Source organism: Neorhizobium sp. P1_A6 (assembly GCF_056406795.1).
Window position 1 is genome coordinate 122,593 of record NZ_JBFTZM010000001.1, and the last position, 21,605, is coordinate 144,197.

General features: G+C 62.4%; 20 protein-coding genes. 5 read left to right on the forward strand and 15 right to left on the reverse strand.

The window, feature by feature from the left end; all coding sequences use genetic code 11:
* Positions 1-13 precede the first annotated feature (13 nt).
* The 8 genes from eutC to ehuR all read right to left on the reverse strand — a co-directional run bounded on the left by eutC (position 14) and on the right by ehuR (position 7,414).
* Positions 14-1,006, reverse strand: coding sequence for an ectoine utilization protein EutC (gene eutC / locus AC1D3C_RS00505; protein WP_477481533.1), 993 nt, complete (start codon positions 1,004-1,006; stop codon positions 14-16).
* Complete coding sequence (gene eutB / locus AC1D3C_RS00510) at positions 1,003-2,004, reverse strand: hydroxyectoine utilization dehydratase EutB (RefSeq protein WP_477481534.1); 1,002 nt, start codon at positions 2,002-2,004, stop codon at positions 1,003-1,005. The genes eutC and eutB overlap by 4 nt, the downstream gene beginning before the upstream one ends.
* A 4-nt stretch (positions 2,005-2,008) precedes the next feature.
* Positions 2,009-2,785, reverse strand: a complete 777-nt coding sequence (gene eutA, locus AC1D3C_RS00515; protein ID WP_477481535.1) for an ectoine utilization protein EutA — start codon at positions 2,783-2,785, stop codon at positions 2,009-2,011.
* Between the two features lies 1 nt (position 2,786).
* Positions 2,787-3,446: an ectoine/hydroxyectoine ABC transporter permease subunit EhuD gene (gene ehuD, locus AC1D3C_RS00520; protein WP_477481536.1), complete on the reverse strand. Its 660-nt coding sequence runs from the start codon at positions 3,444-3,446 to the stop codon at positions 2,787-2,789.
* Between the two features lie 2 nt (positions 3,447-3,448).
* The gene (ehuC, locus tag AC1D3C_RS00525; protein ID WP_040125899.1) at positions 3,449-4,108 is read right to left on the reverse strand and encodes an ectoine/hydroxyectoine ABC transporter permease subunit EhuC; all 660 of its coding nucleotides are present in this window, start codon (positions 4,106-4,108) and stop codon (positions 3,449-3,451) included.
* A gap of 106 nt (positions 4,109-4,214) precedes the next feature.
* Positions 4,215-5,060, reverse strand: coding sequence for an ectoine/hydroxyectoine ABC transporter substrate-binding protein EhuB (gene ehuB, locus AC1D3C_RS00530; RefSeq protein ID WP_040125471.1), 846 nt, complete (start codon positions 5,058-5,060; stop codon positions 4,215-4,217).
* Positions 5,061-5,120: 60 nt separating this feature from the next.
* Complete coding sequence (ehuA, locus tag AC1D3C_RS00535; protein WP_040125472.1) at positions 5,121-5,906, reverse strand: ectoine/hydroxyectoine ABC transporter ATP-binding protein EhuA; 786 nt, start codon at positions 5,904-5,906, stop codon at positions 5,121-5,123.
* Between the two features lie 122 nt (positions 5,907-6,028).
* Complete coding sequence (gene ehuR / locus AC1D3C_RS00540) at positions 6,029-7,414, reverse strand: MocR-like ectoine utilization transcription factor EhuR (RefSeq protein WP_477481537.1); 1,386 nt, start codon at positions 7,412-7,414, stop codon at positions 6,029-6,031.
* An 88-nt stretch (positions 7,415-7,502) separates the two neighbouring features.
* Between ehuR and AC1D3C_RS00545 the strand changes: the two genes are divergently transcribed.
* The 4 genes from AC1D3C_RS00545 to AC1D3C_RS00560 all read left to right on the forward strand — a co-directional run bounded on the left by AC1D3C_RS00545 (position 7,503) and on the right by AC1D3C_RS00560 (position 12,106).
* Complete coding sequence (locus AC1D3C_RS00545; RefSeq protein WP_477481538.1) at positions 7,503-7,997, forward strand: Lrp/AsnC family transcriptional regulator; 495 nt, start codon at positions 7,503-7,505, stop codon at positions 7,995-7,997.
* Between the two features lie 119 nt (positions 7,998-8,116).
* Positions 8,117-9,613: an NAD-dependent succinate-semialdehyde dehydrogenase gene (locus tag AC1D3C_RS00550; protein WP_477481539.1), complete on the forward strand. Its 1,497-nt coding sequence runs from the start codon at positions 8,117-8,119 to the stop codon at positions 9,611-9,613.
* A 29-nt stretch (positions 9,614-9,642) separates the two neighbouring features.
* On the forward strand, positions 9,643-11,022 hold the full coding sequence (locus AC1D3C_RS00555) for an aminotransferase (RefSeq protein ID WP_477481540.1): 1,380 nt from the start codon (positions 9,643-9,645) through the stop codon (positions 11,020-11,022).
* Between the two features lie 13 nt (positions 11,023-11,035).
* A complete protein-coding gene (locus AC1D3C_RS00560; protein ID WP_477481541.1) occupies positions 11,036-12,106 on the forward strand; it encodes an alcohol dehydrogenase family protein in 1,071 nt (356 codons plus the stop codon).
* Positions 12,107-12,166: 60 nt separating this feature from the next.
* Here AC1D3C_RS00560 and AC1D3C_RS00565 read toward each other — a convergent pair whose 3' ends face one another.
* Together AC1D3C_RS00565 and AC1D3C_RS00570 are read right to left on the reverse strand one after the other, a co-directional pair.
* A complete protein-coding gene (locus tag AC1D3C_RS00565; RefSeq protein WP_040125477.1) occupies positions 12,167-12,772 on the reverse strand; it encodes a hypothetical protein in 606 nt (201 codons plus the stop codon).
* A 136-nt stretch (positions 12,773-12,908) separates the two neighbouring features.
* On the reverse strand, positions 12,909-13,367 hold the full coding sequence (locus tag AC1D3C_RS00570; RefSeq protein WP_040125478.1) for a transposase: 459 nt from the start codon (positions 13,365-13,367) through the stop codon (positions 12,909-12,911).
* Positions 13,368-13,617: 250 nt separating this feature from the next.
* On the opposite strand from AC1D3C_RS00570, the gene AC1D3C_RS00575 reads away from it, so the two are divergent.
* Positions 13,618-14,571, forward strand: coding sequence for a formylglycine-generating enzyme family protein (locus AC1D3C_RS00575; RefSeq protein ID WP_477481542.1), 954 nt, complete (start codon positions 13,618-13,620; stop codon positions 14,569-14,571).
* A gap of 85 nt (positions 14,572-14,656) precedes the next feature.
* Here AC1D3C_RS00575 and AC1D3C_RS00580 read toward each other — a convergent pair whose 3' ends face one another.
* From AC1D3C_RS00580 to AC1D3C_RS00600, 5 genes are read right to left on the reverse strand one after another with little or no spacing between them, the layout of a single operon-like run.
* Positions 14,657-16,318: a glycoside hydrolase family 3 protein gene (locus AC1D3C_RS00580; protein WP_477481543.1), complete on the reverse strand. Its 1,662-nt coding sequence runs from the start codon at positions 16,316-16,318 to the stop codon at positions 14,657-14,659.
* Positions 16,319-16,330: 12 nt separating this feature from the next.
* Positions 16,331-18,091, reverse strand: a complete 1,761-nt coding sequence (locus AC1D3C_RS00585; protein ID WP_040125482.1) for a sulfatase family protein — start codon at positions 18,089-18,091, stop codon at positions 16,331-16,333.
* A 3-nt stretch (positions 18,092-18,094) separates the two neighbouring features.
* Positions 18,095-18,907 (reverse strand): ATP-binding cassette domain-containing protein, encoded by an 813-nt coding sequence (locus AC1D3C_RS00590; RefSeq protein WP_477481544.1) that lies wholly within the window; start codon positions 18,905-18,907, stop codon positions 18,095-18,097.
* The gene (locus AC1D3C_RS00595; protein WP_477481545.1) at positions 18,904-20,667 is read right to left on the reverse strand and encodes a dipeptide/oligopeptide/nickel ABC transporter permease/ATP-binding protein; all 1,764 of its coding nucleotides are present in this window, start codon (positions 20,665-20,667) and stop codon (positions 18,904-18,906) included. The genes AC1D3C_RS00590 and AC1D3C_RS00595 overlap by 4 nt, the downstream gene beginning before the upstream one ends.
* Positions 20,664-21,605, reverse strand: a complete 942-nt coding sequence (locus AC1D3C_RS00600) for an ABC transporter permease (RefSeq protein ID WP_477481546.1) — start codon at positions 21,603-21,605, stop codon at positions 20,664-20,666. The genes AC1D3C_RS00595 and AC1D3C_RS00600 overlap by 4 nt, the downstream gene beginning before the upstream one ends.

Sequence of the window (21,605 nt, forward strand, 5' to 3'; positions counted from 1 at the left end):
GCGCAAGGCCGGCTCAGCTTTCAAATGCGGTGCCAGCGCCGGCGGCATCCGCCCGCGCGAAGGCGAGCGTGGCGATGGCGGTATCCTGGATGCCGGTCCCGGTGAGGTCGGCGAGTGTGATCTGTCCTGCGTTTTCGCGTCCGGGGCGGATGCGGGCTATGACTTGCCCAAGCTCGGAAAATTCGGCGCCCGGCAAAATGAGCCCGGCCCTGATGCCATGATGCAGTTCCCCGAGCCGGCGCGTCTGTTTCAGGCTGTCGGCGACGTAGACATCGACCTTGGCGATGGCTGCCGGGTCGATCTCGTTCTTGTGTTCCGCATCCGAACCCATGGCGGTCACATGCTGGCCAGGCTGGAGCCATTCCGCCTTCAGGATCGGGATTTCCGATGGGGTCGTCGTGACAACGATATCGGCACCGGCGACGGCGATCTCAGGATCGGCCTCGGCCGTTACTGTGATGCCGAGCCTGATCGTCAATTCCGCGGCAACGGTTTTGGCTTTCCCGAGGTCGCGCGCCCAGATGCGCGCCTCACGAATCGGCCGGACCAGCGCCAAAGCCTCCAGTTGCAACCGCGCCTGCATGCCTGCGCCAAAAATCGCTGCAACGGTCGAGTCCGGACGCGAAAGATGTTTTGCCGCAACTGCGCCCGCCGCAGCCGTCCGGACATCGGTCAGGTAACCGTTGTCGAGCAACAGCGCCTGCACGAGACCCGTGCGGCTGGACAGCAGGACCATCATCCCATTCGTGCTCGGCAGGCCGATCTTCGGATTGTCGAAGAAGCCGGGGCTGATCTTGATGGCAAACCCTTCGATGCCCGGCACATAGGCCGTCTTTACATCCACTTCGCCGCGATGCTCGGGAATATCGAGGCACAGGATCGGCGGCATGGCGACCGGCTTGGTGGCGAGCGCATGGAAAGCGTCCTCGATGCAGGCGACCGCTTCGCCGTCGAGCGGAACGAGCTTGCGCAGGTCCTTTTCCGTGAGAATGACGATCCGGCTCATGCGGCGTCCTTTCCATGGATGGCGTCACCGTTGATCACCCGCCGGTGCTGTTCCATGTCGATATTGCGGCCGGAGAGGAGTGCGACGATGGGCCCAAGGCTTTTGACCTTTCCGGCAAGCAGCGCCCCGATACCGACAGCGGCGGCGCCTTCGACCACCTCGCGCTCGGCCGAATAGGCATGTGCGATGCCGGCTGCAATTTCCGCTTCGGAGAGCAGGACGACGTCATCGAGGAGATCCCGGCACATCGGGAACGTCACGCGGTTATCAAGCCCGATTCCGCCGCCGAGCGAATCCGCAAGGCTCGGCACTTCCTCGATTAGAACCGGCTTGCCAGCGTCCAGGCTCGCCTTCATTGCCGCGCCGCGCTCCATCGTCAGGCCGATGACCCGCGCCTGCGGCCTCAGTCCCTTCACCGCGGCAGCGATGCCGGCGGCAAGCCCGCCGCCGGACAGCGGCACCAGAACTGTTCCGATCTCCGGCACCTGTTCGACGATCTCAAGACCGAGAGTACCCTGCCCCGCCACGATGGCCGGATGATCGAAAGGCGGCACCATGACCAGCCCCTCTTCTGCCACCAGCCTGTCGACCTCTTCCTGCGCTTCGTCCTGCGACCATCCGATGATGCGCACGCGCGCACCGAGGCGGCGGATTTCCGCGACTTTGTTTTCCGGGACGAGCGACGACATGCAGATGGTTGCGACGGCACCTTCCGCTCTCGCCGCAAAGGCGAGCGCCCGCCCATGATTGCCTGTGGAGGCCGCCACCACACCGCGCGTCCGCTCCTCCGGCGTCAGCGAAAGGATGGCGTTCGTCGCACCGCGCAGCTTGAAGCTGCCGGTGGTCTGATGGTGTTCGAGCTTCAGATGGACCGGTACGCCCATCCGCTCGCTTAGAACGACCGATGCCGCCATCGGCGTCCGGCACACGCGGCCATCGATGCGGACCGCGGCGGCGCGGATATCGTCAAGTTGAACCGGCAAGGTCTTCCCGCTCATGGTCTCAGCCTTCCGGATAGGGCTTGGTCATCAGCGTGCCCAGTTCAGGACGCGATGCCATTTCCCCGCAAAGCCGCAGGCAGGCCCAGCCGGTGGCGAGGTTGCTGCTGACGACAGGCCTGCCAATCTCGGCTTCGATACGGGCGACGACCTGGGCGGCGCGCACCGCCGTACAGGAGATGAAAAGCGCCTGCGAAACCGGTGCGATTGCATCGCGGGCGAGCGAAACGATCTCGTCCGGTGCAATGCGCGCCATTTCGCGGTCGTCGTCGAAACCCAGGCAGGTAAACCTGTCGATCGTGAAGCCGAGGCCGGCGAAATAATCGGCCATCGGCCGGCTCGTCTCCACGGTATAGGGCGTCAGGATCGAGATTCGGCTTGCACCGATAGCCCGCAGGCCTTTTACGGCCGCAGCCGTCGGCGTCACCACGCGAACGCCCGGCTTGGCGGCGCGGATCGCCTCCTCGATGCGGGCATCGCCGATGACCACGGAGGCGGACGTGCAGGAATACATGACCGCATCCAGCGTCTCGCCCGGCAAGATCAACGAGGCGCCCTCGGTCAGCACCGGCTGCATCCTGAGGAGATTTTCGGGTGTCGTCGGATTGGCATAAGGGATGCGGTTGACATAGACGCCGATGCGATCGCTCGCGACCATGCGCTGGAAGTCGACCTCCGTCGTATGGTCGGTGGCCAGGATCACCAGACCGATGCGTTTCTGAAGCGGGCGATCATCCAGTCGCGGCTTTCGGCCGGCGAGGCTTATCTCAGCGCAAGTCATCTCAGTCGTCCATCCTGGCATAACGTTCCTCCAGCCAGCGCAGCCCCAGGACCGAGATCAGGCTGACCACGAGAAAGAAGACGCCGACAAGCGTCATCGGCTCGATATAGCGATAGTTGCTGTTGGCGATGCTCTTTGCCTGGTTCATCAGCTCCAGCACGGTGATGGCCGAAAGCAGCGGCGTTTCCTTGAACATCGCGATGAAATAGTTGGCGAGCGCCGGGATCATCGGCGGCACCGCCTGGGGCAGGATGACGTGGATCCACGCCTGCCTTGTCGTGAGATTGGCCGCCTTTGCCGCTTCCCACTGGCCGCGCGGCACGTTTTCGATGCCGGCGCGATAGACCTCGGCGGTATAGGTGGCATAGTGGACGCCGATGCCGATGACGCCGGCGACCAGCGGCGACAGGCGGATGCCGATATCCGGCAGCACGTAGAAAATGAAATAGAGCTGCATGAGAAGCGGCGTTCCGCGGATGAATTCCGAAACGAAGCCGACCGTGCGCGAGACCGCGGTGACCGGCGAGCGGCGCACGATGGCAAGAGCCAGACCGATCACCGCCGCGACGGCCGCACCGAGGACGGTCGCCAGGAGAGTAATCTTGAACCCTTCGAGAAGGGTCGGCATGATCTGCCAGACGAAATCCCAATCCCACTCCATGGTCAGGTCCTCACGCCGTCGAGGCTGCGCGTCACCCGCCGCTCCAGCCAGCGCATCACGGTGGAAATCGCCCAGGCCATGGCGAAGTAGAGAAAGAGGATGGTCGCGAAGGGAATGAGCGTATTGCCGGTCTGGGCACGGACGACCTGCGCCTGGAAGGTGAGGTCCGTCAGCGAGATCAACGAGACTACAGCAGTGCCCTTCAAAAGCTCGATGGCGTTGTTGCAGAAGGTCGGCAGCATCAGCGGCAGCGCCTGCGGCAGGATCACATGGCGCATCCGCTGAAAACGGGAGAGATTAAGGGCGATGCAGGCCTCGGTCTGTTCTCGCCCGACCGCCTTGACGGCACCGCGCACAACTTCCGCCCCGTAAGCCCCGACATTCAGCCCCAAAGCCAGAACGCCCGCCTGAAGCGGCGTGAGGGTGAGGCCCGCGAAAGGAAGGACGAAATAGACCCAGAAGAGCTGGACGAAGATCGAGGTGCCCCGGAAGAATTCGATATAGGTCGTCGCAAGCGCCCGCACGGCAAAGAAGCGCGAAAGCCGCCCGAGGCCGGCCAGGAAAGCCATCACCAGCGCCAGAGCCGAACCCATGACGGTCAGCTGCAGCGTTACCAGTGCGCCCTCGAGGATCAGCGTCAAATAGCCGGACCAGACCGACATCAGCGGAAACTTCCCATCATCCGAGACAGTGCAGAAACGGCCCAAGGCCATCGCGATCGGTGGCGGAACGGCACATGAGCCGCTCCGTCCACCTCAGTTCGGCCGTTTACTGGGCGGCAGTGCATTGCTTGTCGCGAGTGGTCGACATGGCTGCCTTGGCGGAGAAGCCATAGGGTTCGATAAGCTTGGCAAACTCACCCGATTCCTTCAGCTTCTTGAGTTCCCCATCAAACGCATCGCGGAGGGCGACGTCCTGCTTTCGGAAGGCCGCGCCATCGCAATAGACCGGCGCGCCGACCACCGGTGCGACGACTTCGAGATTCGGATCCTTCGCTTTGTCCAGAAGGTCGTGGATCGACAGGACCGGAAGAGAATAGACGTCGATGCGGCCATCCTGGAGCATCTTGATGCCGCTCTGCCCATCCGGCACGACGATGACGCGCTCACGCGGCACGCCAGCCTGCAGGGCCAGCTTCTCCTCGGTGCCGCCGCCCGGCGCGCCGATCTTGGCGTTGGTATTGTTGGCAATGTCCTTGTAGCTCGTCAGTTTCAGTGGATTGCCTTTCCTGAGGGCGAAAGCTTCCGCATCGCAAAGGATCGGCTCGGAATAGGCCACCGCGTTGCAGCGTTCCGGCTTCATGAACAGGCCTGCGGTAATCGCATCGTGGCGGCCGGCCTGCAGGCCTGGGATCATCGCACCATATTCGGAGATCGAAGCCACCACCTCCTTGATGCCGAGACGCTCGAAGATGACGCGGGCAACGTCGGGAGCGGCACCCGAAACCTTGCCGTCGGCGCCGACCGCCGTATAGGGCGGCTCATTGGCGATGGCGATACGGGCAAAGCCCTGCTCCTTCAACTGCTTCAGGTCCGCTGCGGATGCAGAAATACCGCCCGCGATAGCGGCGAGGACCGAAATGCTGACGGCTGATGCTAAAATTCTCGTTTTCATTGTTCCCTACTCCTCTGGTTTTTTCCCGATGTCTTCGGGCTGTATCGCTGTCTTTGGCGGTCAGACGCGGTGGCCTGCCGCTATGATCTTGCGCAGGAAGGTCTGGGTGCGCTCCTGCTTGGGGTTCCGGAAAATCTCATCCGGTCCGCCCTCCTCGACGATCTTGCCGCGATCGAAAAACAACACGCGGTCTGCGAAATCATGGGCAAAACCCATCTCGTGGGTCACCAGCAGCATGGTCATGTCGGTCTCGGCCGCGAGCCGCCGCATGACATTCAGCACCTCCTCGACGAGTTCCGGATCGAGTGCTGATGTCACTTCGTCGAACAGCATGATCTTCGGAGAGAGCGCGAGCGCCCGGGCGATTGCGACACGCTGTTTCTGGCCGCCGGAAAGCTGTGCCGGCACCGCCTTCGCCTTGTCCGCCATGCCGACCATGTCCAGCAGATCCATGGCCCGTTTTTCGGCATCGGCACGTGTCGCACCCTGGGTGAGCATCGGCGCGAGCGTGACATTGTCGAGGACGCATTTGTGCGGAAACAGATTGAAGTGCTGGAAGACCATGCCGATCTTCTTGCGCATGCGATGCAGATGGCGCTCGTCTGCGGCAACCAGATCGGCGCCCTTCTTCATGTGATAAAGCTGCTCGCCGTCGACCTCGATATGGCCGCCGCTGATCGATTCCAGCGTCATCAGAATACGCAGGATCGTGGTCTTGCCCGAGCCGGATGGGCCGATCAGCGCCAGCTTCTCGCCCGGCATCACATTCATCGACAAACCATCGAGAACGGTCAGTGGGCCGTATCTCTTGACGATGCTGTCGATGCGGATGATGGGCGATGGCATTCATGTCTCTCCCTGTTGAGACAAGCAATGCATCAACGATGACCGCCTCAAGAAATCATGTCAATTCGGAAAATAATATCATGACAATATTTCTCCGCCTGTACAAACGGGAGGCGCTTGCATCAAATCGCAAGCAGCAGCTCTTCGGGGTTTCCCTGCGCCAGCGACGCGACGATTGCGAGCCCGGTGCGCAACTCGCTTTCCGTTGTCGACCCCAGCGAGATGCGCAGGGCCGGCGTCCATCCCTGATCCGTCGTATGGAACGACTTGCCCGGTGCAATGCCCACGCCGCGTAGCCGCGCCTGGGCCACGAAGGCATCTTCGGTGTGACTGCCGGAAAGCGGCAGCCAAACGTGCAGGCTCTGTGGATGCGCTCGATAGGACAGACCCGCCAGCGTCTCGGCGGCGATGGCATGACGACTGACGAGGGCGCGGCGCTGCCAGTTGACGAGTTCCATGGCGGTGCCGTCGCTGACCCAGCGGGTGGCGATCTCGGCCATTGCGGGCGTTGCCATCCAGTTGGAGACCAGATGCCGGTTGGCAACCGCCGCCACATAACGGTCCGGCGCGACGAGATAACCGATGCGCAGGCCCGGAACGGTGATTTTCGTGAAGCTCGTCACGTAGAGCGTCCGTTCCGGAGCGAAGGCGGCCATCGGCGGCGCACGGCCCTCCACCATGGGCCCGAGGACGTCGTTCTCGATGATCGCTATGTCATGCTTCGCGGCCACGGCTGCAAGTGCCTCGCGGCGACCGGCGCTCATCAGAGCCGCCATGGGATTGATCACGGATGGCTGCAGGAAGATCGCCCGGATCGGACCTTTGCGGCAGGCTTCGTCGAGCGCCTCGGGGATCATGCCCTCCTCGTCGATCGCCAGCCCTTCCAGATGCAGGCCGAGATAGGTGGAAAGCGGAACGAGCGTATGATGGCTGACCACTTCCGTGGCGACGGTCGAGCCGGGTGGTGCGACGCTCATCAGCGCCACCGTCATTCCCGATGTTGCGCCGTTGGTCACGCTGACATTCAGCGGCGAAACATCCAGGCCGCAGCGTGCAAGCCATTCGGTCGCGATCGCCCGGTGGCGGGGGAACACCATATTCGGCCGGAACGACAGGGCCGAACTCGCCGGCAGGTTTTCAGAAAGCCAGGCGAAGGCCTGCCGGAATTTATCGACATGGATCTGCTCGCAGACCGGCTTCAGGATCGACAGGTCGATGACCTCACCCAGACGTTCGGGCAGGTAAGGCGGTTCGGGCTCGCGCGCCTGCGTCTGCACAAAGCTGCCTCGCCCGATTTCGCCGGAAATCAGCCCCCGGCGGATAAGGTCGTCATAGGCGCGACTGACCGTCTGGACCGACAGGCCGAGATCATCCGCCATGCGGCGATGGGTCGGCAGCTTGGCCCCGTTGACGAGCTTTCCTTCCTGGACGGCGCGGGCGATCTGCTCGGCGAGCGAAAGATAGGCCGGTCGGCGGAGCTGGGAGGGATCGGGGCGCCAATTTGTCATGATTTTACTGTGCTTAAAATCAGTTCAATTGACAATGGCAAAACGAATTTTCATTGTCTTCCTCAACAACCGCACGACAGGAAACCATATGAAACTCGACGCCATCGATCTGCGCATTCTCGAGGCGGTCCAAGGTGATGGCCGGATCACCAAGCTAGCGCTCGCCGAAAAGGTCGGCCTTTCGCCGACGCCCTGCTGGATGCGTCTTCGGAAGCTGGAAAAGGCGGGCATCATCGCCGGCTATCATGCCCGGCTCGTGCCAAGGAAGATCGCGCCGATCGCCAGCGTCATGGTGGAGATCACGCTCGCCAACCATCGCCAGGGCGACTTCGATCGTTTCGAACGCGCCGTCGCAGCTATCCCTGAGATCACCGCCTGCTGGTCGGTCGGCGGCGGCGTCGATTATATCGCCAAGATCGTGGCCCCCGATATCGACGCCTATCAACGCCTGATCGACAGCCTGCTCGACCGCGAACTCGGCATCGAACGCTATTTCACCTATATCGTCACCAAGACGGTGAAGGAGGAAACGGGCGTGCCCGTTACCGCCCTGTTCGAGCCGGATGCCGGCCAGCGGCCATAGACGATCTCTCCTCATAGCCCGGCCAGTTTAGACCATCTCTCTCTTTTTCCCCTCGCGAATGGACAATCTCTCGCATCGGCAAGGCGATACTGGCGCCACGACCGAACGAGGATCTGGCCATGACTGCAATTTTTGCACGCCCCGCCTATCACGAGGCCCTGACACGGCTTGCCGACCGCCACCTGCTGCGCGACCTTGCCTATGTGGATGGGCGCTGGGTTGCCGGCGCCGACGGCCAAAGCTTCCAGGTCGCCGACCCCGCTTCCTCCGCAACACTCGCGTGGGTCGCGAGTCTTAGCGCCGAGGAAACCGATGCAGCGATCGATGCTGCCGCGACCGCCTTTCCCGTCTGGCGGGCGAAGCTACCGCAGGAGCGGGCGGCAATCCTGAAGGAATGGCATCGGCTGATACTCCAAGCCAGGGAGGATCTGGCTCTCTTGATGACGCTGGAGCAGGGCAAGCCACTTGCCGAGTCCCGCGGGGAGATCGACTACGCTGCCTCCTTCATCGAGTGGTATGCCGAGGAAGGCAAACGGGTTAACGCCGAAAGCGTCACCAGCCATCTTCCGGGTGTCGAAATGATCGTGCGGCGGGAGGCGCTCGGCGTTGCCGGCATCGTCACGCCCTGGAACTTTCCCTCCGCCATGGTCACCCGCAAGGCGGCTGCGGCACTTGCCGCCGGCTGTACGGTCGTCGCGCACCCCTCTTGCGAAACGCCGCTTTCGGCGCTGGCGCTGGCCGAGCTCGGCGAACGGGCGGGAGTGCCGGCGGGCGTATTCAATGTGGTGACCGGCAATGCCGCCAGCATCGTCGGCCGGCTCTGCCAAGATGCACGGGTGCGCGCGATGAGCTTTACCGGTTCCACAGAGATCGGCCGTCTGATCGCCGCACAATGTGCGCCGACGATGAAGCGGCTGGTGATGGAACTCGGCGGCCATGCGCCGCTGATCGTGTTCGACGACGCCGACATCGATCGCGCCGCCGATATCGCGGTCGCCGCCAAATTCGCGACCTCCGGCCAGGACTGCCTCGCAGCCAACCGGATTTTCGTGCAGCGATCCATATTCGAGGCCTTCAACTCCGCTTTTGCCAAACGGATTGCTGCCCTGACGGTCGGCAACGGATTGGCTGAGGGCGTCGACATAGGCCCGCTGATGCACGAACGAGCCGTAGTGAAGATCGAGGCACAGGTGAAGGATGCGCTCGACAAGGGCGCCAGGCTGCTTGCCGGCGGCAAACGCCACAAGGCCGGTCCGCTTTTCTTCGAGCCGACACTCATCACCAACGTACCGGACGATGCGGTCATCATGCGCGAGGAGACCTTCGGGCCGGTTGCCGCCGTCACCCTCTTCGACACGGAAGACGAGGTCGTCGCCCGCGCCAACGACACCGAATACGGGCTCGTCGCTTACGTCGTCACTGAAAACGGCGCTCGGCAGATGCGCCTCGGGCGGGCGCTCGAATACGGAATGGTCGCGATCAACCGCGTGAAGATCACCGGCGGGCCTGTTCCTTTCGGCGGCTGGAAACAATCCGGCCTCGGACGCGAGGGCTCCCGCCACGGCATCGAGGCTTTCACAGAGCTCAAATATCTCTGCATCGACACCGCCTGCTGACCGATCCCATAATCTTGAAGGAAAAGCCAATGCTCGAAAGAAACAACGAACTCACCGCCTGGGACCGTGATCATTTCTTCCATCCGTCGACCCATATGGGCATGCATGCGCGTGGCGAAACGCCGACGCGGGTGATCGGCAGCGGCGAAGGCGTCTACATCACTGACCGCGACGGCCGCACCAGCCTCGATGCCTTTGCTGGTCTCTATTGCGTCAATGTCGGCTACGGCCGACAGAAAATCGCCGATGCAATCGCCGAACAGGCCCGGAACCTGGCCTATTACCATGCCTATGTCGGGCACGGCACGGAAGCGTCGATCACGCTTTCGAAGATGATCATCGACCGGGCCCCGGAAGGCATGTCGAGGGTCTATTTCGGTCTTTCCGGCTCCGATGCCAACGAGACCAACATCAAGCTGATCTGGTACTACAACAACGTCCGCGGGCGGCCGGAAAAGAAGAAGATCATCTCGCGCTGGCGCGGCTATCACGGCTCCGGCGTCATGACCGGCAGTCTCACCGGCCTCGAACTCTTCCACAAGGCCTTCGACCTGCCGCGCGTGCCGATCCTGCATACCGAAGCGCCCTATTACTTCCGCCGCCCGGACCGCTCGATGAGCGAGGAACAGTTCTCGCAATATTGTGCCGACAAGCTGGAGGAGATGATCCTTTCGGAGGGCCCGGAGACAATCGCAGCCTTCATCGGAGAGCCCATCCTCGGTACCGGCGGCATCGTGCCGCCGCCCAGGGGCTATTGGGACAAGATCCAGGCCGTGCTTCAGAAATACGACATCCTGCTCGTCGCCGACGAGGTGGTGACCGGTTTCGGCCGCCTCGGCACGATGTTCGGCTCCGACCATTACGGCATGAAACCGGATCTCATCACCATCGCCAAAGGCCTGACCTCCGCCTATGCGCCGCTGTCCGGCACGATCGTCTCCGACCGTTTCTGGCAGGTCCTGGTGCAGGGTTCGGACCAGCTCGGCGCGATCGGCCACGGCTGGACCTATTCCTCGCACCCGATCTGCGCGGCGGCCGGCATCGCCAACCTCGAACTGATCGACGAGATGGGATTGGTGCAGAATGCTGCCGAGACCGGAGCCTATTTCCGCTCCGAACTGGCCAAGGCCGTTGCCGGCCACAAGCATGTCGGCGAAGTCCGGGGCGATGGGCTCATGGCCGCGGTGGAATTCGTGGAGGACAAGGACGATCGCAGGTTCTTCGATCCTTCCCAGAAGATCGGCCCACAAATCGCAGCAGCGCTTCTGGAGCGCGGCGTCATCGGCCGCGCCATGCCCCAGGGCGACATTCTCGGTTTTGCGCCACCGCTTTGCCTCACCCGCGAGGAAGCGGATATCGTCGTCAAGGCGACGGCCGAGGCGATCGACAGTGTATTCGCCAACCGCTGACGGGAGAAGACACATGGCCTCTATCCCCGAAACGATGGCAGCCGTCCTCCTGACCGGCCATGGCGGGCTCGACAAGCTCGTCTACAGCCGGAACGTCCCGGTGCCCGGACCGGCCGCCGGCGAGGTCCTCATCCGAGTGGCGGCCTGCGGCATGAACAATACCGATGTCTGGGTGCGCCAGGGCGCCTACGGTACCGAAGAGGATCCCGGCGCCGTTTCTACGTGGCGACGGCAGGGCAATACGCTCACTTTTCCGCGCATCCAGGGCGCCGATACCGTCGGTCACGTGGTTGCCGTCGGAGAGGGTGTCGATCCGACACGGATCGGCGAGCGGGTGATGGTCGATTTCTCCATCTACAACCGCGAGGACGATAGCCTTGCCGACATCGACTACATGGGCCACGGACGCGACGGTGGTTATGCCGAATACATGGCACTGCCGGCAGAAAACGCCCATGTGATCAAAACCACCATGACCGACATCGAGCTTGCGACTTTCTGCTGCGCCTATCTGACCGGCGAGCGAATGCTGGAAAGAGCCAGGCTTTCCGTCGGGGAACGGGTACTCGTCACCGGCGCCTCGGGGGGCGTCGGCTCGGCGATCATTCAGCTCGCGCGGGCGCGCGGCGCTATCCCGATCGCCGTCGCGGGCCCTGGCAAGGAAACCGCAATACTCGAGATCGGCGCCGAGGCCGTGGTGACGCGCGGGAAAGGCGACCTCGCCGAGGCGGTGACCGAAGCAACAGGCGGGGCGCAGATCGACGTGGTCGCGGATCTCGTGGCCGGCCCGATGTTCAACGATCTTCTGAAAATCCTGCGCCCCGAGGGCCGTTACACGACCGCGGGGGCAATCGCAGGTCCGGTCGTCCAGCTCGATCTCAGGACGATGTATCTGAAGCAGCTGGAGCTGCACGGTTCCAGCCAGGGAAGCCGCGCCGATTTTCGCCGCCTCGTCGGCTATATCGAAAGCGGAAAGGTCCGACCGCTCGTCGGCGGCGTCTATCCGTTGTCGAAATTCCACAACGCCCAAACGGACTTCATGGCCAAGAATTTCGTCGGCAAACTGGTCGTGGTTCCCGATTGACGGTAGTTCGGAACCTGTGTTGGCGATGTCAGGTTGGCTGGGTCCGACTTCTCAAGCCGACTATAAGCTGCCGAGCCGCTGAAGCATGTTCGTCAGGCGAGCATTCTCGGTCCGAAGTTTGTCGGCCAGCAGCTTTTTGAGCCGCCTGTTCTCGGCGTCGAGCGCCGCCAGATCGTCATCCGAAACCACGTCCGGCAGATGGACACTCCATCGCTGAGGATGGTCCTTTCCGGACGGCGTGACAATTTCGATGGTCTGAACGTTTACGTGCGGCTTCTCGGCGCTCGACAACGGTACGTGATCTCTTACTACCGCTACCATTTCGGGGGATGGCTGAGCATCAATTGCCGCCGGCAATTCGATTTGAGGCGGCGGCGATGAACCGGCTTCGCCGTCCAATGAAAGGATTGTTCCTGGATCGTCGGCGCGATGGCCGTTTTCAATGCTCGGCTCCAGCTTCACTCGTTCGGACGTGACCGCGGCATTGGCGGAGGTTCGCGGGCGCTCCTCAATCGGCTGGATGCGATGTGGCAGCGACGTGTCGCTTTCCACCGCCCGGGCCAGTGCCCTCAAATCCGTATCACCCCAGATCGAGTTTGCTGGGGTCTTCGGCTGCCGTCGATTGGTTTTGTACTCGACAACAAAGTTGCGCCGTGTGGTCTTCATCTGTCTCTCAGCGTGGATATGTCGATTGCCGAGTCCTGCGCTATCGAGCGGGTCCCACAAGCCTTTTGTCTTTATCGGCTAGCCAATGAATCCTGTAGTCAAATTGGGCACATGACGCGAGATTCCGGTGTCGGCTTCACTCAAGACCGAGTCGTCTGCGCAGTTCTGCATTCTCGGTGCGCAACTTTTCCGCCAACAGCTTGCGAAGCCGTTGGTTCTCCTCTTCGAGCTGGGTGAACTCGGCAAGATCGTCGGTAACGGGAACAGAAACAGGCGCTTTCCGAACGGCGCCCTCGGACTTTACGGCCTTCTTCCATTGGTAATATGTTTGGTCCGAAATACCGACGGTCTTGACTGCGTCCTTGAGCGTTACCCCGTTTGCCAGCTGGGCGTCGATCTGTCCCAGCTTTTCAAGCTTGCCTTCGTCCGTATGCCTTTTAGACCTCGTTGATGAAGCCGCCTTCGATGTGGCGCGAACAGGTTCGACCGAAGCTTTTTTTCGTCGAGAGGCCGCCTTCTTGGCAACGGACGGCGCCGGCGCGGATTCAGCCGTCGCAGACACGGTAGAAAGCTCGATGTTTTCTTCGTCGGCCATGAATGTTCCCTCTCTTTATCGCCGTCTTTGTCAGCCGAGTTGATCAATTAGTCAACAGAGCTCCCTCAAGGAACAATGGCCCGCTGAAAGGACGAAAGTCCGTCTATCATTCGATCGCCTAAATGCTTTTGGCATTCCCGCAATGGAGCGTTTATATGTTTGCCAAAGCGAAGTCGTGGACCACCGAAGATCAGAAGGTTGGCGGCCTGAAAAATCCGCAAGACGAAATAAGATACATCAGGAAGACGCAATGAGTGGATGCTGTTCAGGATCAAGGCGGGAGACGGAGCAGGCGATATCTGGCGTACCGGCAAACACGGTCTCTGCCGGCATCCGAGGGGAAGCGATTGCCATCAAGGGGGGCGAGACATTCGTTGGAACCCATGACCCGGTAATCTCCGCCGATGGCGAGGGGCCGGAGCGCAGGATTTCGTTGCAGGATTTTCACCTCGAGGTCGAGACGGTCACCATCCGTCGGTTTGCCCAGTTCGTCGAGGCGACCGGCCATGTGACGGAATCGGAGCGGTTCGGCTCGTCGGCCGTATTCGCATCGCTGCTCGGTGACAGCAGCCTTGCGACGGGGGGTGTCGTCGGTACCCCTTGGTGGACGCGCGTCGACGGCGCCACATGGCGGCAACCGGAAGGCCACGGCAGTTCGATCGACGATCGGCTTGACCATCCGGTCACCCACGTCTCCTGGAATGATGCGCTCGCGTTCGCGCGATGGGTCGGCGGCCGTCTGCCGACAGAAGCGGAGTGGGAGCATGCCGCACGCGGCGGCAACCGCCGCCGGCGGTATCCCTGGGGCGAGGAAGAGCCGACCGACGAAGCGATCTTCTGCAATATCTGGCAGGGCCGCTTTCCCGACACCAACACGCTGCAGGACGGATATTTCGGCACCGCGCCGGCGCGCAGCTTCGCCCCCAACGAGGCCGGTTTCTACAATCTCGCCGGCAATGTCTGGGAATGGACCGCGGATCCCTTCAAGGTGCGCTCGCTGTCGAAACAGGCAAAGGCGCGAAACGAGCATGCCAAGCGCTTTTCCGACAAAGTGCTGAAGGGCGGCTCGTTCCTCTGCCACAAGAGTTACTGCTATCGGTACCGCATCGCGGCGCGAATGGGCCTTTCCCCGGATAGCGCCTCGAGCAATACCGGCTTCCGGATCGCGTATGACGCCGGCGCCGGAAATGACCATGGCCTTTGATCCGCAGGCGGGACCGCGACGAATGCCCTGTTACGGCCGACGGGATGCCGCCTGCCTTTCATCCGGCATCCGTCCCAGAACCTAATCAATATTGAGCGTCAAACGCTCCGGCAAAAGGATCGACGGGGCTCCTCCGGTTCCACAGCCTTCGCCCCATCAGCGCCTCCACCACAGCGGTCTGCATCGCCTCGTGGGTGGAATAGGCATTGATATAGGTCGGCACCCGGGGGGCATCGTAGAGATAATAGGGAAAGCCGAAGGAAATCATCACCGTCGGCAAGCTCGTCCAAGGCCGTTTCATGGCGGCCCTGAAATCCCCGTGAAGTGCCCGCCAATCCAGAAAGATGCGCCCGCGCGTCAGAAGCGTCTCTTCGCCGAACAGATAGAGGACGAGGTCGTGCCCGTCTGCATCGAGCGGGGTGCCATGGGGATTGAGGGTCACCTCGAAGCCCTCGGCAGCCAGCATTTCCGGCAGCTTGAAATCCAGCCTCGCATTCTGCATCGGCTCAACGATACCGCCGGAAACGACAAGGATACGGCGATGCTTTTCAGGATCGAGCGGCAGCGTACCGTTCCTGTCCTTCACCAGCGTGGGCGCGCGAGCAAAAGCCTCGCTGGCCACTTCCTGGGCAGACGGTTCACTCACATGGACCGGCATCGCGACGCCGCGATGCAGGCCGAGCGAGGCCTTCAGGGCGAGGACGCGTGTGACCGCGTCGTGGAAACGCTCCGCTGGAATGCGCCCGGAATGGGCGGCGTCACGCACCGCAGCGATTTCCGCCTCCGGTTTGGAGGAGAAAAGAACCATGTCGCAGCCGCTCGCGATGATCTCGATCTTCGCGTCATGCGCCGGCATCACGCCCGAAAGGCCTGCCATCTCGCTGGCGTCGGAGACGATCAGGCCGTTGAAGCCGAACTCGCCCCGCAGGAGCGCGGTATTGAGCGGCGCGGAGACCGAAGCCGGCAGATAGGCTTCTTCGCCCGCATCGGGATCGCATTCCAGGACATAAGCCGGCAGCGCGATATGCGCCGACATGACCGACTTGACCCCCTGATCGATGGCGGCCTTGTAGAGCAGACCGAAGGTGGCTCGCCATTCTTCCATCGACAGTGGATTGATGGTGGTGACCAGGTGCTGGTCGCGTTCGTCATACCCTTCGCCCGGCCAATGTTTCACGGTCGCGGCAAGGCCAAGGCGCTGGAAGACGCGCATCTGCGCCAGTGCATGACGTTCGATCAGCGCCGGATCCGAGCCGTATCCCCGCGTTGCGACGATTGGGCTGCGAAAGGCCGCGTTGATATCCAGCACCGGTGTGAAGGACCAGTTGATCCCGACGGAACGGGCTTCGCGCGCCATCAGGTCGGAGATCGCCTCGGTCAGTTCGACATCGTCGACGGCGGCCAGGGCCAGCGGGTTGGGAACGGCCGTGCCGAAGGAGAGGCTCATGCGTGAGCCTTCAAGATCGGCGGAAACGAGCAGAGGGACCGTGGCCCCGGCCTGAACCGCTGCCATATGCGCGCGTTCCCTCGTGCCATCCGCGCCGAAATAACGGGTGATGCCGCCAGGCTGCAGCTCGCCGAGGCGGACGATCTCCGTCTCGCGGTCGTCACCGCGCGAATTGAGATTAAAAAGCTGGGCTGCGCGCCCGGTATCGTCCAGGGCCTGGAACGTCCGGGTCACCCAGTCGAGGGCTTCACGATCGAGGTTGAAGGGCGATTTCGTCAGATGATCCAGTGTCGATGGCATCGATCTCTCCGTTCAAACCTGCTCGGTGAGTGCACGCTCAAGCGCCTCGAGCTTTTCCAGGTCCAGTTCCTGCCAAACCGTTGCTGCCTGCACCAGCGTCTTTGCGGCGAGTGGCGCGGGCAGCGGCTTGGACGCAAGACGAGGAACCTCCGCAATCAGGATGCGGCGGGTCGTTTCGTCGGCCATAAGCTTCGCGATGGGGATATTCGCCACCCGAGCCCCTTGTGGGAAATCGCTTGCCCGCGCCACGCTGCGCTGGCTGGAAACGACCTGCGCCCATTGTTTTTCGATGAGCAGGTGTTCGCCGCGCACCGGTCCCGTCTCGGGAAGGCCGAGCCGTTCGAACTGATCGGAGGGTGCATCGGAGGCACGCATCAGATTGACGAGCAGCTCGGCCATCCGCATTTCAATTCTATCATCTCTGAGCGGATTTTTCTGCTCGGGATCCGTCTCAAGATCGTAGAGCAGGGTCCCGAAAACCCAGGGGCCCCGGATCGTCCATCCCGGCATGCGCAGGACGGGGGCTCCCTTGGTGAAAGAGAAAGGCGGCGCGAGCTCCGCCTTCGACAGTTCGTCCGGGGAGAAGCGGGCGCGCATGTGGGTCGGCATCAGCGTATATTCATGGAGCGGCGAATTGTCCTCCGTGGCGCAGCATCGCATGTAGACGTAACGGCCATCGGTGACACACACGTGCCCCCCGAAATTCCCGAACAGTCCGGCCTTGCGAACCGGAACATCGTTTCTGACCGTCTCAAGAAGCGGTTTTCCCTGCATATCGGGCGTCGGCCGGAGGCCGAACAGGTCGAGGAGCGTCGGCGCAATGTCTATGGTCTGAACGAGCGCGGAGCGCCGTTCGCCGGCAACCCTGGCCCGCGGATCCCAGACGAAGAAAGGCGTGTGGATCGTATCGTCGTACCACGGCATAACGGATTTACCCCACCAGCCCTTTTCGCCGAGCATATAACCATGGTCCGTGCAGACGATCAGCATCGTATCGTCCCACATGTTCTTCTCGTCCATCATGTCAAGCAGCCGGCCGAGATTGCGGTCGCACATCGAAAGCAGTGCCAGATAGCGATGCCGCGCCTGGAGGACCTGTTCTTCCGCCTCGGTGACGCGATCATAGGGCGGCCAGTCGAAATCCTCGCCGGTATCCGGGTAGAGCGCGTGATATTCGGCATAGCTGAAAAACGGCTCGTGCGGATCGAAGGTCTCGAGCTGCAGCATCCAATCGTCCTGGCCGGCATTGGTTTCGATGAATTGCAGCCCGGCATCGAATGTCCGGGTTTGCGGGTGGTCTCGCTCGTCTCTGAGATAGGTCCGGTTGATCGGGTCCTGCCGCTTCATCTGGTAGAGGAAGTCGACGAGACGCGTGCGATCCACACCTTCGACAATGCCTTTCCAGAGGTCGCCTTCCTGGCCGCGAAAGAACTCGTGCGAAGAAAAGCGCGTGTGATAGGTCGCGCCCCCATCCTCCCAATAATGCTGATGGTCGGTGACCAGGTGGGTGTAGATTCCGGCGTTTCTCAGCAATTCCGGCACGCTGTCGTCGAACGGCTCGATCGGTGACCAGGACCGGTGGAGAAAGTTATACCTGCCGGTATGCATTTCGCGCCGGGCCGGCATGCAGGGCATGGAACCGGCATAACAGCGGTCGAACGTGGCCGTCTTTTCCGCAAGCCGCCCGAAATTCGGGGCATGGGCCGTCCTGTCGCCATAGGGCGGCAGAAGGCGGCGGTTGAGGCTGTCGAACATCAGGACGATGGCGCGCATGGTTTAAGCCGTCATTGCGAGGGCGCGGAACGCCGCGCGCCGTTCCGCCTGCCTTGCGGGATCGGCGACGGGCGCGGCGAGAAGCAGGCGCTTGGTGTAGTCGTGAGCGGGGCGCGCCGTCACCTGATCGCATTCTCCGAATTCGACGATCTCGCCGAAACGCATGACCGCAACACGATGCGAGATGTGACGCACCGCCGCCAGATCGTGGGAAACGAAAAGATAGGCGACGCCCGTCCGCTCCTGGATCTCGATAAACAGGTCCATGACCCGCGACTGGGTGGAAAGATCGAGTGCCGAGACCGGTTCATCGCAGACGATGAGGCGCGGGGACAGCGCCAGCGCACGGGCAATGGCGATGCGCTGACGCTGGCCGCCGGAAAACTCGCGGGCGAACCGGTCCGCCGCGTCGCTTGGCAGGGCGACCTGATCGAGCAGCTTGCGAACCTGCCGGGAGGCATCGGCACGCGAGGCGAGGCGGCGCGCAACAATCGGTTCCGTCAGGATGTCGTCGATCGTCATCGACGGGTTGAGCGAACTGTAGGGATCCTGGAAGACCGCCTGGATGGCGGCCTGGCCTTTGCGGGCGCGGGGCGGAACTCCGGCGATATTCTCGCCGTCGAACACTATCTCGCCGGAGCTGACCGGGCCGATGCCGAGAATGGCGCGTCCGAGCGTCGTCTTGCCCGATCCGCTCTCGCCCACCAGCCCTACGGTTTCACCGGGGCGGATGGTCAGATTGACGTGCTTCAGGACATGGTGGGCGCCGAAATGGACGTTGACGTTGCGGCAATCGACAAGGATCTGATCGTTCATGCCCGCATTCCTTCCGACGTCGGTGGTCGATATGTGCGCGTCCTGCCATCTTCGAGGACAGATCCGAGAAGCATGCGAGTGTAGTCGTGCGCCGGCGCGGCGAAGAGGTCAGCAACGGTGTTGATTTCCACGATCCTGCCGTCCTTCATGACGGCCACCCGGTCACAACTATCCGCCACGACACCGAAATTGTGGGTCACCAGCATGACCGCCATGTTGAACTCCTTTTGCAGGTCGCGCAGAAGGTCGAGCACCTCCGCCTGCACGGTTACGTCGAGCGCCGTCGTCGGTTCGTCGGCGATCAGAAGGTCGGGACTGCAGGCGACGGCGCCGGCAATGAGGACGCGCTGGGCCATGCCCCCCGAAATCTCGTGTGGATAGGCGCGAAATACCCGTTCGGGGTCCGGCAGCTTCACGCGGGCAAGCAGTTTCAGCGCCCGCCGCGTCGCTTCCGCCCGAGAGATTCCGAGCACCGTCATCATCGGCTCGACGAGCTGGAACCCGATCCGGAACGCCGGATCGAGATTGGCCATCGGCTCCTGGGGGACATAGGCGATGCGCTTGCCGCGAAGGGTACGCAGCTCATCTTCGGAAGACTTCCCCAGTTCGATACCGTCGAACTGGATGGAACCGGAAAGCACACGGCCCCCGGGCGACAAAAGTCCGAGGATGGAAAACGCCGTCTGGCTCTTGCCTGATCCGCTTTCGCCGACAAGCCCCAGAACTTCGCCGCGCCTGAGGCTGAGGCTCACGCCCTTGACGACTTCGCGCCAACCGTCGTTCGCGGGATAGGCAACAACCAGATCCCGCACGTCGAGGAGCACGTCGGATGCGGTTTGCGGCAGCGATTCGCTCACCGCCAGGGGGAGAATCTTGGGCGCTCTCACCTGAACGCCGCCCTGCTGCATGCGGTCGCGAATGGCATTCGCAAGCAACACCAGCGAAGCGACCGTTGCCGTGATTGCAAGCCCCGGCCAGAGAATAGCCTGCGGAGTGACATAGATGTTGGAGAAGGCATCCTGCAGCATTCCGCCCCAGGTCGGCGTGCTGGGGTCGCCCAGCCCGAGGAATTCGAGACCGGACTGGACGACGATGGCAATCCCGGCGACGATTGAGGTCTGGATCACCACCGGTGCCCGTACCGAAAGCAGGATGTGCTTCGTGATGATCCTGAGATCGCTGAGGCCCGAGACGCGCGCGGCGTCGATATAGAGCTCGTGTTTGACCCCGTTGACGAGATTGCGCGTAAGCCGGAAGAAACCCGGTGACAGCATCACTCCGAAAACCGCCATCGACAGGTAGATCGAGGCCCCAAGCGCCTGATAGAAGGCGAGCAATACGATCAGCGCCGGCAGTGCCATGATTCCGTCGGAGATCCAGCGGGCCACGAGATCGAGTTTCCTGCCGTAAAAACCGGCGAAGAGCCCCGCTGTCACCCCGATGGATGCGGCGATGACAACCGTGATCAGGGCACCGAGGAATGTGTTGCGGCCACCATGGAGGAGACGGCTCCATATGTCGCGTCCCGAACCGTCTCCGCCGAAGAGATAACCGTCGCCGGCGACGGCATTGACCTTGAATATCTGGACGGCGGACGGATCGTTGGGGGCAAGCAGAGGCGCGAAGATCGCCGATGCGATGACGATCAGCAGCGCCAGCGCAGCGACAAGGCCTGTCGGATTGGTGAGCACCGAACGGACGAAATGACGGCGCTGCGAAGCGGCGGGGATTGGCGGCTGGGCGGTGTTGATATCGCTCATGACATCCTCACCTTCGGATTTGCCCATGCGTTGAGGAAGTCGACCAGTATGTTCACCAGAACGACCACGATGATGAGGGTCACCACCACTCCCATGAGCACGGGAACATCGCCGATCAGCGCAGCCGAAACCGTCAACGATCCCATGCCGGGAATGGCGAACACGCGCTCGATGACGGCGGCACCGCCAAGAAGAGCGATGAACTGTACGGAAAGAACGGTCAGCGCCGCCGGCATCGCATTGCGCAGCGCATGGCGATAGAGAACCGAACGGGGACTGACGCCGCGGGCGCGGAGTGTGCGCACATAATCCTGCTTGAGCGCATCGATGACTGCGCCCCGGATCTGCTGGGAGGCCGAGGCTATCCCCGAAAGCACCAGCGCCGTTACGGGAAGCACCAGGGAAGCCGCCCATGCGGACGGCGAGGCGCCGAACGAAACATAACCCGTCGCCGGCAGCCAGCCGAACTTGACCGAGAAGGTGAGGACCAGCAGCAGGCCGAGCCAGAAATTCGGCATGGCGAAACCTGCGACGCTGACGATCTGGATCGCCCGATCGGCCCAGCCGCCGCGAACAGCCGCGGCGATGCCGAGCATCGCCGAAAGGAGCGCCATCAGCGCCACGGCGATGGTCACCATCGACAGGGTGACGGGCAGCCGGCTCGCAAGTGCCGACGCCACGCTCTCGCTCATCGTCCATGACGGACCGAGGTCGCCGCGGACGGCATGGCTCACCCAATCCCCGAACTGGACCATCAGCGGTCGGTCGAGCCCCAGCCGGCTGTTCAGCGCCTTCAGCTGGTCGACCGTCGCGTTCTCACCGAGGATGTTGCGGGCGACGTTGCCCGTGGCGCCGAAAACCATCATGAAGGTTACGGTCGAGACCAGGCAAAGCAGCGCGATGCCGGAAGCCACCCGTCTCAGAAGATAACGTACCAT